Origin of the sequence: Shewanella aestuarii (assembly GCF_014647215.1) — a bacterium.
Taxonomy (GTDB): domain Bacteria; phylum Pseudomonadota; class Gammaproteobacteria; order Enterobacterales; family Shewanellaceae; genus Shewanella; species Shewanella aestuarii.
On sequence record NZ_BMOT01000003.1, the window covers coordinates 57,674 to 72,804 of the forward strand.

Genomic DNA, 15,131 nt, shown 5'->3' on the forward strand with positions numbered 1-15,131 from the left:
TTGGTTTATATCATAGGGTGTTTGTCTTAGTTGTGGACAACTTGCCTTGATTAAATCGTGGCATGAGTTGCTTCCAGACAAGTAAACAACTTGGTTGCAATTACAAGTCAGCCGACTCTGTTGGCTAAATAATCTCATTTAGCTCAAATGATTATGGTTTAGTTATTAGAATAAAAATAAACAGTAAAAAATAATAAAATAAAATTAAGCGAAAATCGCTTTTACACTGCATTTGCAAGGGAGAAAATTGCATGACGACGTCTGCACTGGTCACGAATGACGCCACCGCACTGGGTCTACTCGCTGCCATTTTAGGTTTTGTGTTTTATACCAGCTCTTCGCCACATCCATTTTGGCAAAAATTCTATAAGTTTATTCCAGCATTATTGTTGTGTTACTTCCTACCATCATTACTGAACACCTTTGGGGTGATTGATGGCCATGCATCGCAATTGTATTTTGTGGCTTCACGTTACCTTCTGCCTGCATGTTTAGTGTTATTAATTCTCAGTGTTGATTTAAAGGCTATTTTAGGTCTAGGGCCTAAAGCGGTAATCATGTTTTTAACTGGTACTGTCGGTATTGTTATCGGCGGGCCGATTGCGTTATTGCTGGTGTCATTTATTGATCCAACCCTGGTAGGTAATAATGGGCCTGATGCTGTTTGGCGTGGAATGACAACGCTTGCAGGTAGCTGGATTGGCGGTGGGGCTAACCAAGCCGCAATGAAAGAGATTTATGATGTTGGCGGTGAAATATTCTCTGTGATGGTAACGGTCGATGTGATTGTCGCCAACATTTGGATGGCAGTGCTATTATTTATGGCCTCTAAAGCCAAAGAGATTGATGCAAAAACAGGCGCAGATACCCGTGCTATTGAAGTGCTCAAAGCCAAGGTTGAGAAATATCAGGCTGAGAATGCCCGTATTCCCAGCCAGCGCGATTTAATGATGATTGTTGCTGTTGGTTTCAGTATTACTGGATTGGCGCATTTAGCCGCTGATTTTCTCGGTCCATTTTTCGAAACCCATTACCCTTGGACAGCCGATTACAGTTTAACGTCAAAGTTTTTTTGGTTAGTGGTGATAGTGACTACCGTCGGCCTGGCTATGTCCTTTAGTCCTATTAGACACCTTGAGGCCGCGGGTGCTTCTAAAGTGGCGACAGCATTTTTATATATCCTGGTTGCGACTATTGGTTTACATATGGATGTGACCAAAATTATGGATACGCCTATCTACTTTTTAGTGGGTATTGTGTGGATGCTAGTTCATGCAGGATTTATGTTAATAGTGGCGAAATTAATTAAAGCCCCGTTATTTTATATGGCGGTAGGCAGTCAAGCTAACGTGGGTGGTGCAGCTTCAGCTCCGGTTGTGGCGGCGGCATTTCACCCAGCACTGGCCCCAGTAGGTGTGTTGTTAGCTGTTTTAGGTTATGCATTAGGTACTTACATGGCATGGCTATGTGGTCAGTTTTTACAAATTATTGGCGCGTAAATCGCTAAGAGGGTCAAATGAATCAGAAAATCATTGAACTAGCAAATGGCATTGAAGTTGCCAACGATAAACCCTTCGTTCTGTTTGGCGGCATGAATGTGCTTGAATCGCGTGATTTAGCCATGTCGATAGCTGAACACTATGTTGAAGTGACCCAAAAGTTGGGCATTCCATATGTGTTTAAAGCCTCTTTTGATAAAGCAAACCGTTCATCGGTTCATTCATACCGTGGTCCAGGTATGGAACAAGGTTTAAAAATCTTTGAAGAAATTAAGCGTACCTTTAATGTTCCTATCATTACTGACGTGCACGAAGTGTATCAATGTAAACCTGTTGCCGAAGTGGTTGATGTAATCCAGTTGCCGGCTTTTTTAGCCCGCCAAACTGACTTAGTGGTGGCGATGGCGGAAACGGGTGCCATTATTAACGTGAAAAAGCCGCAGTTTTTAGCTCCGCATGAAATGCGTCATATCGTTAAAAAGTTCAATGAAGCGGGTAATGATAATATTTTACTGTGCGAGCGTGGCAGCTGCTTTGGTTATAACAACCTCGTCGTGGATATGCTGGGTATGGACGAAATGAAGCAATCTGGTTATCCGGTAATTTTTGATGCAACCCATGCGCTGCAACGCCCAGGAGGCCGAACTGACTCCGCAGGCGGACGTCGTGCTCAAGCTACCGAGCTTGCCAGAAGTGGCATGGCGTTAGGTATTGCAGGATTATTTATCGAAGCGCATCCTGATCCTGACAACGCTAAATGCGATGGCCCATGCGCTTTACCGTTACATCAGCTAGAAAATTATCTCACTCAAATGAAAGCGGTCGATGATTTAGTTAAATCGTTTGATTATATCGATACCAGTAAGTAATCTACATATCTAAAGCCCTGAACCTTCAGGGCTTTTTTATTGATAAGTGGTAAAGGACTCATAGGAAATGTGGATAGCGTTTACGGTACTTGCTGCTTTTATGCAGGCTTGGCGCAATGCGTTTCAAAGCCAATTAAGCCAAGAGGTTAATATTGCTGGTGTCACTTTAGCGCGCTTTATTTGGGCGGGCCCTATTGCACTTGTTTATCTATTTAGTTTGTACCAGTGGCAACCCACAGATATTCCTTATTTTAATTTCGCTTTTACTCAATTTGTGATTGGTGCATCTTTGATGCAAATTTTGGCTACCGGCCTAATGGTAAAGCTGTTTAAAATGCAAAACTTTGCTGTAGGAGCGGGACTGGCAAAAAGCGAAGCATTGGTTGCGGCGATTTTGGGGGTGTTATTCTTTGGTACCCAACTCACAGCGCTAGGTTGGCTCGGCGTGGTGATCGGTGGTATTGCCATTATGCTATTAAGTGCTAAGCAGGGCTTTAGGCAGTTATCTATCAAAACGGTACTGTTAGGTTTAGCCTGTGGCAGTGCCTTTGCCCTTACTTCGTTGTGGGTGCGAGAAGCTAGCTTACAACTTGATGCACCGTTTCCCCATGGTGCGGCATGGGTACTCTTGGCCGTGATAGGTTTGCAAACAATTTTATTGGTCAGTTATTTAATGGTTTATGATAAATCGACCTTATCCGATTTATTCAAACGGCCTAAATTAACTTTATTGATCAGCATAACCAGCTGTATCGGTTCAATAGGGTGGTTTACGGCGATGTCTTTACAAGCAGTACCGTATGTAAAAACACTCGGGCAAATAGAGGTGTTTTTCATGATGTTGATTGCCAGTTTTTGGCTTAAACAAAAAGTGAAAGTAAACGATATGCTCGGGTTACTGTTAATTGCCGTTGCGGCGATTTTGGTGATGTGGAGTTAGCTTGGCGACTTTTGTTGCGCTTCAAGTCTTTTGATACGCTGTAGATTGATATTATTTGCCTTCACGGCAATCTGATGGTGCGTGCCTCGAGCAACAATGTAACCGCTAATATAGTCAATTTCAGTTTGGCGCTGATGATAAATGTCCTGGTACATTGATGACAGGTTATTACTGGTCAAAGCTATCACTTTATAGACAAGCTCATGGCATGCCAACATCTCTAGTTCAACGTTATCAGCTGCAGCTACGGTAATACACTCTGCAATAATCTGTTTAATTTCCGCTTTATATTCATCGTTTGCTAACTGACCATTTCTGCATTGGTAAAATGCTGTCAGCGGGTTAATGGCGCAATTGATGACGAGTTTTTGCCATAAAGCACTGAGAATCTGATCATGCCAACTGGCATTAGGGATCGCCTTTAATAGTATATTTTTAATCGGTTGTTTAAGTGTTATCCCTGAATAATGACCTATGATTGTTTGCCCGATCCCCGTATGAGCAATGTGCCATTTAGCCGAGCGAAGCGCTCCTTGAGACGTTGTCGCTAGGCTTAAGCCCATCTGCGGATAACCTAATAGTCTTTGCGCTAAATTGATATGTGGCCCCATACCATTGTGCAAAAGAATAATATGGCAGTTTGGCGCCAGATTGGGCAGTAATTCATTGATAAGATCGTCAACTTGATAGGCTTTAACGCACACTATGATGACATCAAGCTTGGCGATTTCAGGGCTGTGCTGGCCTAATACATCGACGACTGTCTGCTGTTCGTGTTGATTAATATCAGTAAAGCACAAGGATTGTTGCACAGACTCAGGTTCGCGACTAATTAGTTGAACCCAAAGCCCGTTAGCAAGTGGAGGCGTATTTGTTAATAACTGCTGAAACTGCTGAAATAATAATTGCCCGATAGCACCCGCACCAATAATGCCAATTCTATGTCTTGTCATTTTTGGCACTGATTACTCAGTTTGACTATGCTTAGCTTTGAGCTTTTTATACTGCACAAAGCTAAAATTCAGCAGGTAAAACAACACGATGCCAGCTAAATCAGCGATAACATCACCAATAGATGCACTGCGGTAAGGCAATCTTGATTGAACGATTTCAATTAAAATGGCATAGCTGGCTAATACCCCAAACAAATAATACCATTGGGGTTTAAATGCATAATGCGCAAGGAATGCGAGTCCGAAGAAGCTACCTAAATGGCCGACTTTATCCATATGCTGGAAGGTTTGCGGATAATTAGGTTTTGAGAAAACCAAGTAGCTGGTTACCACAACCGCTACCAACAGCGCTAATTTAAAAAAATTCCGATAATTGATCACAAGTGTTACATCTGCCTTGGGGCTTAGCAAAAATTTGCCCCATCATAAGAAAACTAGTGCTTAAAGTCATCTATATTCCGTGTCTATCTCGCCTAAAAGCCCCTTATTGCGTTAAAATGAATTAAATTCTCTCAGTTTTAGTTAAGGTTTCTTATGCCATCAATGGATATCGTGTCTGAAGTTAAAAAAGAAGAAGTGCGCAACGCAGTCGATAATACTAAACGTGAATTAGACACGCGCTTTGATTTTCGCGGCAAAAATGCCAATGTTGAGCTAAAAGATTTAGTGGTTACATTATCTGCTGAAGATGACTTTCAGTGTAATCAACTCGTTGACATGTTACGCATGCAATTAAGTAAGCGCGATGTTGATCCTGCCTCAATGGAAGTTGATGAAAAAGCCGTTCACAGTGGTAAAACCTTTTCTTTAAAAGTGAAGTTTAAAGAAGGTATTGAAGCATTAACGGCGAAGAAGTTGGTTAAACTGATTAAAGATAGCAAACTCAAGGTGCAGGCGGCTATTCAGGGTGACAGTATTCGAGTAACAGGTAAGAAACGTGATGACTTGCAAGCGGTGATGCGCATTGCCCGTGAATCCGAATTAGACCAACCTTTCCAGTTTAATAATTTTAAAGACTAATAGACAGTATGTTCAATAAAAAGCCGACAGCGATTGTGTCGGTTTTTTATTTTCCAGCATTCAGCAATACAAGGCTCATTTACGATCATGTAATCATATTTCACCTGAACTCTGGTAAATTCATTAACCAGAGTTCAGGTGATTTAATCTTGCTGGCTAGAGAGTTGAAATTTGGAGTTATATTCATACAACCAAGTCAAAAATTTAGGAGTTATCTGGGCGTTTACGCCTAGCCGTTTCAAGGGGCGTTATTCCTTATCACAGTCTCGTTCACTTTTAATTTCAGCTTGAATGCGGTTATCTTCTTTGATATTGGCCCTATTAAGTAAACTAATCAGTAACAATACTGGAAAGCCGATTAAACTGGCTGCGATAAAGAAGTTGACATAACCAAATGCATTTACATATTCCCCAGAGAACCCTGCAATAAACTTAGGGAATAAAATCATAATCGATGACAACAAAGCATATTGGGTTGCGCTATAACCGCTGCTGGTTAATTTTGATAAATAAGCAATAAAGGCCGCGGTTGCAATGCCAGCGCTAAAATTGTCGACCGAAATAGCGAAGGTTAAAAATGACACGTTGTAACCAATGTGGGCTTGCCAGGCAAACAATAAATTGGTCAAGGCGACTAACAATGCGCCTAAAAATAGAATCCGCATAGTGCCGTATTTCATCACTAAAACCCCCCCAGCACCAGCACCGAGCAAGGTCATAATTAAGCCATAAACCTTGCTTAAAAATGCAATTTCTTCCTTGCTAAAGCCCATATCCACATAAAACACATTGGCCATAACGCCCATGACAATGTCGGAAATACGATAACAAGAGATCAGTAACAATATCAAAATGGCCGTTTTACCATAACGCCTAAAAAAGTCACTGAATGGCAAGACACTAGCGCTGTATATCCATGCGAAAGCCTTAGCAACTTTATCAGGATAACGTTCAGCAAAGTGTAATTGTAACTGGCGCTCTTCTTCATCAGCTTCTTTGGTATCAACAAGCGGTTCTTTGGCAAATAATGCCGTAATAAGGCCTACGCTCATTAACAATGCCATAATGAAATACGCCGTTTGCCAAGACGCAAGATTATATTCTAGATCGTTTGGTGATACCCATGCTGCAATGGTCAATGCGCCAGCGGTGGCGACGATCATGGCGCTGCGATAACCAACCTGGTAAGCGGCTGCTAATGCAGCTTGCATTTTTTCAGGTGCTGACTCGATTCTAAATGCATCAATAACAATATCTTGGGTTGCAGAAGCAAAAGCCAATAGCAGGGCGCAAAGGGCAAGTCGTTCCAGATCTTCTAAAGGATCACTGGTCGACATGCCTATGATAGCGCCAATTAAACATAGCTGAGCGAAGATCATCCATCCGCGACGTCTGCCAAAAAAAGCGGTGAATATGGGTAAAGACATGCGATCAACTAACGGCGACCAAGCCCATTTAAAGGCGTATGTCAGTGCTATCCAGCTAAAGTAGCCTATGGCAGCACGATCAACTCCAGCTTCTCGTAACCAAAAGCTTAAGGTTGAAAAAACGAGCATTAATGGCAAACCCGCTGAAAAGCCGAGTAATAATAAAATAAGCACCCGTTTATGATAATAAACAGCAGCTAGGTCACGAAAACGACTTAATATATCCGACATGAATTCAAGACTAAGGAGGCAATAGGGCTAGCTTACGGGGTGTGATTGAATGGTTCAAGCCATTGATTATTAATTTAACCTCAGCTCGGGATAATAAATGCATATCGCACAGTTCTTTGTACCGCTAACAGGATTAAATTGACTTGCAATAGACTTATTATTGACGCGTCAATTCACCTTATTATCAGTACAAAGTTGAGAGTTAATAGTAAGCTGTTGCATGTAAGCATTTAAATGTCGTTAAAGCATCCTTTAACCCGAATTGGTTTGAATTTAGCTCAAATCAATGGCTCTGTGTGGTCAGTGAGTATTAACAATGGGGTTTTGTCATGTGAACCTTGCCAAATGGACTAGGGGCGAACACCGACACAACTTTGTGGAAAAGCCCCGCCAATATTAATGTAGTCGCAACATTCGTCCACTTGGCTACGCAGTAATTGATTACCGCGAAGTGCCCAATCAGGCCACTTGTCGAAACAATGTAATAAATACCAAAATACGGTTTCGGTGTCAGTTTGTGGACATTCCATCGCCGGGGTCATTTCTGTTAAATGTTGCCATTCTTCTAGTACATCCCACATGTAAAGTTGAATTTCTTGGTATTCTAGTTGGTTGTCTAAAAAGGCTTTACCGTAAAAAGCCAGTTGCGGTGCTTTGGTTTCAATAAAATCATTAGCTGTCATATGAACGTCCTTGAAATGAATGCGTGTAGAAAAACAGCGTTTAAACTACTTTTAGAGTATAGACGTAAAAGTGTAAATCGATAGGAAAGAACTGAAAAATTAATGTTTGTTAAAATCGATTAAATTAATGATTTAATTGAATGGGTTACAAATGAATTGCGGTTTAATAATGTCAAGGCAACAAAAATAACATTAAAAAAAGTCAGGTTTTTGCCGATAGCGCATCTAAAGGGGTAAAATACGCTATCGTTTTAGCTAAAGCGGATCAATTTTGTGAAATATTCAGCTATCGAGAAAATGATTTATCGGGCTAACAAAGTCGCTTTGTTTAAAATAACCTGATTAACCGGAACATCAGGCCAATTTAAGCTAGTGTTATGTGCCGTAGGCACTAAAGATATAGCTTCTAGTACATCCATTCCTTCCACGACCTCACCAAATACCGCATATCCCCAGCGACGCTTCGAGGGATCGAGTTTTTTGTTGTCACCCACATTGAAGTAAAATTGACGAGTTGCTGAATGTGGGTCGTTATCTCTTGCCATCGCAATTGTGCCTAAGCCATTAGATAAACCATTTCCAGATTCATTCACTACAGCATCTGAAGACGGTAACTCTTCTAACGTCGGCGTTAATCCACCACCTTGAACAACAAATTCGGCAATCACGCGGTGAAAAATGGTGTTGTTATATTCACCTTTCACCACATAAGTTAGAAAGTTATCTACAGTTCTTGGGGCTCTGGTGCGATCTAACTCTACAACAATCTTACCCATAGATGTGTCGAATGCCACTTTGGGATAAAGCGTATCAGGTTGAATATCAACGACGGCTTGAGCTTGACTCATACTGATAAGCACGAGTGCAATAGCAGCGATAATGGCATTAAATCTAGCAAACATGGGGATCCCTTTTCTTACTATTTGATGTCAGCGATTAGCTATTGAATGTTTAACGATTAATTATTCAAGAATTGATGCAACTCATCATCATTGAGAATTTCTGTGGTTAATTTATCGATTAACTTATTAATGTCTAATTCGAGCGTTGCGAAATCAGGACTAAATGCGCCTTTTAGGTAGCCATTACCACTAAAGCTTTTGGTAAACTCTTGACGTGAGTTTGTCGCCTTCACATTGATTACTAGGCGTGTTTTGGCTTCGTAATTCATCGTATTATCAGTGACATCGGTCAGTAAGTATTCTAGTTGAAATTGCACTTGCTTACTTGCCGCGGGATCAATCACGTAACCAGCTTTTCGCATTCCAGCACGAAAAAGGGCATCAAGCTGCACTCGAACGGGCTCACTGGCACTGACTAATCTTGGTGGCTTTGGCGCTTGATCAAATTGAACAATAAAGTTTTTAGATCGAGTATCAACCATTTCAAAACTGATAGCCGTATCATTGTTGGTATGCAAACTAACGGCTCCCAGAGTGGGATTTAATGCAATATGAGTGGGCTCGTTGCTAGCACAAGCGCTCAATAACAGAATACTTAATACAGTTGGAATTATTTTTTTCATAGTGACGTTTAAAAATCATTGTGTTAACAGAATACAGATGTGTAAAGGATACCAGAAATCTTTCTTTTTAACAGAGTTGGGATTGTCTTGGGTTGCCGATTTATCTTGATTGACAATCGGCAGTGATCAGGTCAAGTTAACAGCAATAACGATGTTTAAAGATATGGATGTATTATGCAGCTTGTGCAGCCGCAACTGGCTCCGGAAAATTTGATAGGTCATGATGGCCAACCTACTTTTGGTTTATTTGATGGCAGCGTTGGAAACCTCAATCTAAAAGCGTTCAAGTACCATAACGAAATGGATAAACCTGCATCGTTAATGGCCAAGCATTTTGATTTTAAACAGTTTCAATTTGTGAGTATCGTTACTCAACGCTATATTTTAGGCTTAGCCATCGCTGATATTCGATATGCCGCTTCCAGTTTTTGTTATCTATACGACATTAAATCTAATCGTTTAGTCCAGTCTGAGTGGCTGAGACCATTTGGCTTAGGCTGCCGGTTAAGTTCATCGCCTCAAAATGGGATAGCCAGGGTTGGCACTAAGCAGCATCATTTTGAGTTTGATATTAAAAATGGTCAGTGGCACGTCAATATTATCCTAACCAATATTCAAGCTAAGTTGGCTTTGTCTGCACCGCCCTTGAGTTTACCGCTTAGTTTATCAACACCAACCGGATACAACGGCTGGACCTATACCCAAAAGCACAATGCACTGGCGGTCACTGGTGAGCTGACCATTTATAGTGAGCCACAACCATTACAACATGCTTTGGCAAGTTATGATTTTTCGGCAGGTTATATGCGGGCGAAAACCGCATGGCGCTGGGCTTCGATAAACGCTATAACGTCACAAGGGACTATAGGATTAAACTTGGCTGCCGGTGTAAATGAAACCGGAAATACTGAAAATGTAATGTGGATTAATGGTCAACGTCATTTTTTAGGTGCTGCTAACTTTTTGTTTAATCGCCATATTAGTGATGACTTTTGGCAAATAACCACCAACGATGGACAAGTCGATTTAACCTTTAGAGCACTTAATTGCCGTAAAGAAAAACTAAATCTTGGATTTATTAAAAATAACTTTCGCCAATATATTGGTTATTACAGTGGTGTTTTAACTGATAATGAAGGCAAAAAGTATCAATTACACAATCAACTCGGGTTAGCTGAAGATCATTTTGCTAAATGGTAATGATGCTTTCTTTATGGACGATGAAACGGAAAACTAAATGAATTTTGCTTGGCTAATATCCCATCCAGAAGTGTTACTTCTGGTACTTGCACCGTTATTTTTTGTGTGTATTTTGCTCGAATGGCTTGCCAGAAATCGATTACCAGCAAGTGCTCAATATCATGGCCTTGAAGTAATGTGTAATTTTGCGCTTGCGGCTATGCATCAACTTGCTGATCTTCTAAGTGGATTATTGATTGCCAAGCTGTATTTGTGGTTGTTTGACTGGCGCTTATTCGATATCCAAATGACACTGGTGAGTTTCATTGTTTTGTTGGTCGCCCAAGATTTTTGCTATTACTGGTTTCATCGTGCCAGTCATCGTATTCGCTGGATGTGGGCTGCACATGTTGTTCATCACAGCTCAGAAAATATGAATTTCAGTACCGCTTTTAGACAGAGCCTCATGTATCCATTAGCGGGTATGTGGCTGTTTTGGTTGCCACTTGTCGTGATTGGCTTCGACCCAAACTGGGTCGTGTTTGCGGTTTTACTGAATTTAGGTTTGCAATTTTTTGTGCATACTCAAGCCGTTAAGTCATTAGGCATTATTGAGTACATTTTTAATACCCCGTCTCATCACAGGGTACACCATGGGCGTAATCCACAGTATATTGATAAAAATTACGCTGGCGTGTTAATCATTTGGGATAAGATATTTGGCACATTTGAGCCAGAAGTTGCCACGGTTGAGTATGGCATCACTAAGCCCGTTAATAGCCTGAACCCTATCACAGTAACATTCGCTGAGTGGCGAGATTTACTGGCTGACGTTGGTGATCCTAACCTAAGAGGCTGGCAGAAAGTTAAGCTGTTGTTTTCACCGCCACAAACCGCGGGTTCATCAAAGAAAGAACCCGCTGAGAGAGAACAGCAGGCATAGAAAACCTTGGCAGTGCTGGGGGAGTTATTGGGTAAGTTTTATAGCTTAATCGCCTGTAAAATCACAAACTTCCCGTTTGATGCCACTGTGGTGCAGTTTTTAAAAATGCGTTTAATTTTAACATGATAGGCTAAATGGCGATTGCCCACTATGTGTAATACGCCGCCTGTGGCCAGTTTGCGATATGCATCTAAGAACATTTGCCAGGCAATATGATCGGTTATGGCTTCTCCTTGATGAAAAGGTGGATTACATAACACCAGATCAGGAGCCTCATCACCCAAATTTGTTAAGCAATCATCCCAATGAAACTCAGCCTTTGCTTGAAGTTGATTGGCCTGAAAGTTAATCCGACTCGATTCTACAGCCATTTCTGAGTCATCCACAAAATGGATCGTTGCATTAGGGTGTAACTGCGCTGCACGTAAACCCAAAATGCCATTGCCACAGCCTAAATCCACGATATTACGGTATTCACCTTTCGGCATATTATCTAGCATAAATCGAGCACCAATATCGAGCTTGTTAGCCGCAAATACGTTAGTTAGGTTGTTAATCGTTAAATCTAATTCGTCGACATTCCAGCTGACATTGTTAGGCAAATCGCGCTCAATTCCGTCACTGATACAAGTAATAATGCGTGTTTTTTTCCAAGTTAAACTTGCTGAGGCCGGTCCTAAATTTTGCTTAATTAACTCGATTATCGTTTTATTAATGGCTTTGGCTTTAGCACTAATTAACACTTGTACACCCTTTGGTAATACATGTGAAAGACGTTGTAATTGATGAGCGAAGTAACTTAAATTTTTAGGCAACTTCATCAGTACCAGTTGAATATTACCCGGCAGTAATTCACGGCTGTTAAAGTAGCTGATATTGGTATTGTTAAGTTGGTTAGCGAGTAAGTTTTGCTCAGCGCCTAACAAACTGGTTTTGGCGTCCGTTTCAACCATTAATGGCCAAGTTGGATTAATAGAGGTTAATGCACACTGAAGGGCACCGAAACTGTCATTAATAATTGCAGTATTGACCGTTTCAAACTGATGTTCCAGTAGATGTTTTACTAGGTGCTCGTCGCCAGCATCCCAAGCTTGCAGATTAGATTCTTGCTGTTTAGGGTAGCGGAATAGTGAAAGTGCGATACCTTGACAGGAGAATTGGCTAGCGGTCATGAGTTTACCCAGAAATTTATAGCATCAAAGCCGCTAATTATCTCAGTTCAAGCCAAAGAATGAAATCAATTATTGCTATCTTAACCCGAAATGCAGACTGTTATATTGCAAGTTAACCAGGTTTGTTGAGCGTGTCCTAGATGTTAAATATTTACTGTCATTTGACATTAATCCTCTAATTTTATTCAAGTTGCTGACTTAATCCGTTGCTCACTCAGTAAATATTGCTATTGTGTGAATCAAGTCAAAGGGAAAACAAACAACATTTTGATGTTTCAAGATGGGTTATGAACAACAAAATAGGAGCTGGTTGTGAAAATATCACATTTAGTTGTGTTGATGGGCGCCGCATTGTCGGTGTTGCCTGCTATGGCATCAGAGTCACCTAAGCTGATTTTACAGATTACAGTAGATGGGCTGCGCGGTGATTTACTTGATCGCTATAAGCATAATTTCGCTGAGAATGGGTTTAATTATCTTCTTAAACAAGGTGCATATTATACCAATGCCCATTACCAACACAGCAATACAGAAACCATTGTTGGCCATGTCTCATTAGCCACAGGTGCTCCACCTAGTGTGCATGGCATGGTAGGCAATGTTTGGTATGACCGTACCCAAGCAAGACTCGTTTATAACGTTGAAGATGAAAATTATCGCATGCTATCCGCCATGGCGGGTGTTGATAAATCTACAGAAATAGACCCAACCCAAAAAACGGCCTTAAACGATGGTCGTTCGCCTATCCCTATTTTGAGTACAACTTTTTCAGATGAGTTAAAAATTGCAAGTAATGGTCAGGCCAAAGTTTTTTCAGTGTCAATTAAAGACCGTGGCGCTATTTCGTTAGCGGGCCAGATGGGCAAAGCCTTTTGGTTTTCTAAAGCGCAGGGGGAATTTGTAACCAGTAATTATTATTACTCACAGTACCCCATTTGGGTAAATGCTTGGAATAACAAAAAAGTGGCGAATGGGTATTCAGATAAGCAGTGGCAATTAAGTCTGCCACAGCAACAATATACCTTAGTTGATCCAGAGGCTTCCCATAAAATTGACTTGGCGGGTTTTAATAATGCCTTTCCCCATCCATTTGGCTCAAGTGATAGTAAATACTTCACAACTAAGCTGACATTAAGCCCCGCAGGAGATGAATTAACTGCCGATTTTGCGAAAACACTTTTGGCCGAAGAGGCGTTAGGGAAATCGACAACAACCGATTATTTAGCGGTTAGCTTTTCTTCAAATGATTATGTGGTTCATATGTTTGGCTCTAATAGTCTTGAAACAGAAGACAATTTAGTTCGTTTAGATAAAACTTTAGCCGACTTATTTTTGCATGTAGATAAACAGGTTGGCTTAGAAAATACCTTAATCGTTTTATCTGCCGATCATGGTGTGCCAGAAACAGCGCCGCATGTTCATGATATGGGATTTGTTGAGGCAGGTTACTTTGATGCAGATACTTTGCTTACCAAAGGTGTTAGGCAGCGCTTAAAACAAGAGTTTGGTTTAGGCGATGAGGTTATTTCGTTATTTTCTGAACCCTATATTTATTTAAATCGTGATCTCATCATCGAGAAAAAGTTATCTCTAGCAGCGGTTCAAGCGGCAATTGCTGATGAAATTGAGAAAGTCAAAGGCGTTGAAATGGCGATTACCAGTACAGATATCGAATCGAATCGTGTCTCGATTAACCGTGTTAGCCAATTAGTGATCAACAATCACCATCCACAACGATCTGGCGATGTATATGTCGTATTCTCAGCGCGTAAATATATTAACGATTTGGAAGGGCTTGTAATTGCTTCTAAGCATGGTTCTCCTTGGCGATATGACACTCATGTTCCTATCATTTTTGCTGGTTATAACATTCAAGGCCAGCGAATAGATCGTCAAGTCACGCCTTATGATATAGCGCCAACACTGTCAAATAAGTTAAGTATCACTCAACCAAGCGGTGCCACAGGGCGGGTGCTTACAGAAGTTAGCCATAAATAGGATGGTAATTAAAATTTGTCAGTAGTGAATACTGATATGGCTATTTGCTTGTCTATGTGGCTTATGGGTATGATAAACAAATAAATACTGGTTAAACAAAGGATTGATATGAAAGGTGCAGGTGGAACATCCGGTGGAATTGGGTCATTTTTTATTGGTTTGCTGATGATGTGTGGTGGCTTTTATATGCTGTTAAAAGCGATTAAGGTCACTAGCTCATTTGGTTTTAGCCATAGCCTTTATAGCGCAGACGGCATGAATCTGACAAGTGGAATGATTATGATCCCGTTTATTTTTGGGGTTGGTTTAATGTTTTATAACGCCAAAAATATACTCGGCTGGATATTAACTTTTGGGTCTTTAGTTGGACTCATTTTTGGGGTTATTAGCTCGATTAATTTTCGTTTTATCCATATGAGTGCATTCGACTTGATCGTTATTTTAGTATTGAGTGTGGGCGGTTTAGGGATATTTTTACGCTCGTTAAAAGCAATCGATAAGAACTTGCCAGGTTAACAAACACATTATTTGGTCGTTAATTCTATAATCAGCGGTTGCATAGCTTACTCAATGAGGACTATTGATAATACATCCACAATAAAGTGTTTTGTTGTTACTATCTGGATAACTTAGTTTTTAGCGGATTATTACATTGACTCATATCACCACGAAGGCACAGTCGGTTGACGCTT

The 15,131-nt window shown here is 40.8% G+C and carries 15 protein-coding genes; 8 read left to right on the forward strand and 7 right to left on the reverse strand.

The window, feature by feature from the left end; all coding sequences use genetic code 11:
- Positions 1–251: 251 nt before the first annotated feature.
- From IEY03_RS06235 to IEY03_RS06245, 3 genes are all read left to right on the forward strand, one after another.
- Positions 252–1,499: a DUF819 family protein gene (locus IEY03_RS06235; protein ID WP_188840499.1), complete on the forward strand. Its 1,248-nt coding sequence runs from the start codon at positions 252–254 to the stop codon at positions 1,497–1,499.
- Positions 1,500–1,516: 17 nt separating this feature from the next.
- Positions 1,517–2,368 carry a 3-deoxy-8-phosphooctulonate synthase gene (gene kdsA / locus IEY03_RS06240; RefSeq protein WP_188840500.1) on the forward strand — a complete coding sequence of 284 codons (852 nt, stop codon included), beginning with the start codon at positions 1,517–1,519 and terminating at the stop codon, positions 2,366–2,368.
- 67 nt (positions 2,369–2,435) lie between these two features.
- On the forward strand, positions 2,436–3,308 hold the full coding sequence (locus IEY03_RS06245; RefSeq protein ID WP_188840501.1) for a DMT family transporter: 873 nt from the start codon (positions 2,436–2,438) through the stop codon (positions 3,306–3,308).
- Here IEY03_RS06245 and IEY03_RS06250 read toward each other — a convergent pair.
- Positions 3,305–4,261, reverse strand: coding sequence for a ketopantoate reductase family protein (locus IEY03_RS06250; protein ID WP_188840502.1), 957 nt, complete (start codon positions 4,259–4,261; stop codon positions 3,305–3,307). The two genes, IEY03_RS06245 and IEY03_RS06250, sit on opposite strands and share 4 nt — an antisense overlap.
- A gap of 12 nt (positions 4,262–4,273) precedes the next feature.
- The gene (locus IEY03_RS06255; RefSeq protein WP_229778229.1) at positions 4,274–4,642 is read right to left on the reverse strand and encodes a VanZ family protein; all 369 of its coding nucleotides are present in this window, start codon (positions 4,640–4,642) and stop codon (positions 4,274–4,276) included.
- A gap of 153 nt (positions 4,643–4,795) precedes the next feature.
- Between IEY03_RS06255 and IEY03_RS06260 the strand changes: the two genes are divergently transcribed.
- Entirely contained in the window at positions 4,796–5,281 is a 486-nt protein-coding gene (locus IEY03_RS06260; protein ID WP_188840503.1) for a YajQ family cyclic di-GMP-binding protein, read from the forward strand.
- Between the two features lie 248 nt (positions 5,282–5,529).
- Here IEY03_RS06260 and IEY03_RS06265 read toward each other — a convergent pair whose 3' ends face one another.
- From IEY03_RS06265 to IEY03_RS06280, 4 genes are all read right to left on the reverse strand, one after another.
- The gene (locus tag IEY03_RS06265) at positions 5,530–6,939 is read right to left on the reverse strand and encodes an AmpG family muropeptide MFS transporter (RefSeq protein ID WP_188840504.1); all 1,410 of its coding nucleotides are present in this window, start codon (positions 6,937–6,939) and stop codon (positions 5,530–5,532) included.
- Between the two features lie 350 nt (positions 6,940–7,289).
- The gene (locus IEY03_RS06270; RefSeq protein WP_188840505.1) at positions 7,290–7,622 is read right to left on the reverse strand and encodes a hypothetical protein; all 333 of its coding nucleotides are present in this window, start codon (positions 7,620–7,622) and stop codon (positions 7,290–7,292) included.
- Positions 7,623–7,924: 302 nt separating this feature from the next.
- Positions 7,925–8,470 (reverse strand): peptidylprolyl isomerase, encoded by a 546-nt coding sequence (locus IEY03_RS06275; protein ID WP_188840716.1) that lies wholly within the window; start codon positions 8,468–8,470, stop codon positions 7,925–7,927.
- Between the two features lie 110 nt (positions 8,471–8,580).
- Positions 8,581–9,147, reverse strand: a complete 567-nt coding sequence (locus tag IEY03_RS06280) for a YajG family lipoprotein (protein ID WP_188840506.1) — start codon at positions 9,145–9,147, stop codon at positions 8,581–8,583.
- 174 nt (positions 9,148–9,321) lie between these two features.
- On the opposite strand from IEY03_RS06280, the gene IEY03_RS06285 reads away from it, so the two are divergent.
- Complete coding sequence (locus IEY03_RS06285) at positions 9,322–10,347, forward strand: DUF2804 domain-containing protein (protein ID WP_188840507.1); 1,026 nt, start codon at positions 9,322–9,324, stop codon at positions 10,345–10,347.
- Positions 10,348–10,384: 37 nt separating this feature from the next.
- Positions 10,385–11,269 (forward strand): sterol desaturase family protein, encoded by an 885-nt coding sequence (locus tag IEY03_RS06290; RefSeq protein WP_188840508.1) that lies wholly within the window; start codon positions 10,385–10,387, stop codon positions 11,267–11,269.
- Positions 11,270–11,307: 38 nt separating this feature from the next.
- On the opposite strand, the gene IEY03_RS06295 is transcribed toward IEY03_RS06290, so the two are convergent.
- Positions 11,308–12,441: a methyltransferase gene (locus IEY03_RS06295; RefSeq protein WP_188840509.1), complete on the reverse strand. Its 1,134-nt coding sequence runs from the start codon at positions 12,439–12,441 to the stop codon at positions 11,308–11,310.
- Positions 12,442–12,753: 312 nt separating this feature from the next.
- Between IEY03_RS06295 and IEY03_RS06300 the strand changes: the two genes are divergently transcribed.
- Together IEY03_RS06300 and IEY03_RS06305 are read left to right on the forward strand one after the other, a co-directional pair.
- Positions 12,754–14,439 (forward strand): alkaline phosphatase family protein, encoded by a 1,686-nt coding sequence (locus IEY03_RS06300; RefSeq protein ID WP_229778217.1) that lies wholly within the window; start codon positions 12,754–12,756, stop codon positions 14,437–14,439.
- A 108-nt stretch (positions 14,440–14,547) separates the two neighbouring features.
- Complete coding sequence (locus IEY03_RS06305) at positions 14,548–14,955, forward strand: hypothetical protein (protein ID WP_188840510.1); 408 nt, start codon at positions 14,548–14,550, stop codon at positions 14,953–14,955.
- Positions 14,956–15,131: the final 176 nt, after the last annotated feature.

Excerpts from the sequence above, each read along its gene's own strand:
- IEY03_RS06235 (WP_188840499.1), top strand. The coding sequence starts at position 252 with ATGACGACGTCTGCACTGGTCACGAATGACGCCACCGCACTGGGTCTA.
- kdsA (WP_188840500.1), top strand. The coding sequence starts at position 1,517 with ATGAATCAGAAAATCATTGAACTAGCAAATGGCATTGAAGTTGCCAAC.
- IEY03_RS06245 (WP_188840501.1), top strand. The coding sequence starts at position 2,436 with ATGTGGATAGCGTTTACGGTACTTGCTGCTTTTATGCAGGCTTGGCGC.
- IEY03_RS06250 (WP_188840502.1), bottom strand. The coding sequence starts at position 4,261 with ATGACAAGACATAGAATTGGCATTATTGGTGCGGGTGCTATCGGGCAA.
- IEY03_RS06260 (WP_188840503.1), top strand. The coding sequence starts at position 4,796 with ATGCCATCAATGGATATCGTGTCTGAAGTTAAAAAAGAAGAAGTGCGC.
- IEY03_RS06265 (WP_188840504.1), bottom strand. The coding sequence starts at position 6,939 with ATGTCGGATATATTAAGTCGTTTTCGTGACCTAGCTGCTGTTTATTAT.
- IEY03_RS06270 (WP_188840505.1), bottom strand. The coding sequence starts at position 7,622 with ATGACAGCTAATGATTTTATTGAAACCAAAGCACCGCAACTGGCTTTT.
- IEY03_RS06275 (WP_188840716.1), bottom strand. The coding sequence starts at position 8,470 with ATGAGTCAAGCTCAAGCCGTCGTTGATATTCAACCTGATACGCTTTAT.
- IEY03_RS06280 (WP_188840506.1), bottom strand. The coding sequence starts at position 9,147 with ATGAAAAAAATAATTCCAACTGTATTAAGTATTCTGTTATTGAGCGCT.
- IEY03_RS06285 (WP_188840507.1), top strand. The coding sequence starts at position 9,322 with ATGCAGCTTGTGCAGCCGCAACTGGCTCCGGAAAATTTGATAGGTCAT.
- IEY03_RS06290 (WP_188840508.1), top strand. The coding sequence starts at position 10,385 with ATGAATTTTGCTTGGCTAATATCCCATCCAGAAGTGTTACTTCTGGTA.
- IEY03_RS06295 (WP_188840509.1), bottom strand. The coding sequence starts at position 12,441 with ATGACCGCTAGCCAATTCTCCTGTCAAGGTATCGCACTTTCACTATTC.
- IEY03_RS06305 (WP_188840510.1), top strand. The coding sequence starts at position 14,548 with ATGAAAGGTGCAGGTGGAACATCCGGTGGAATTGGGTCATTTTTTATT.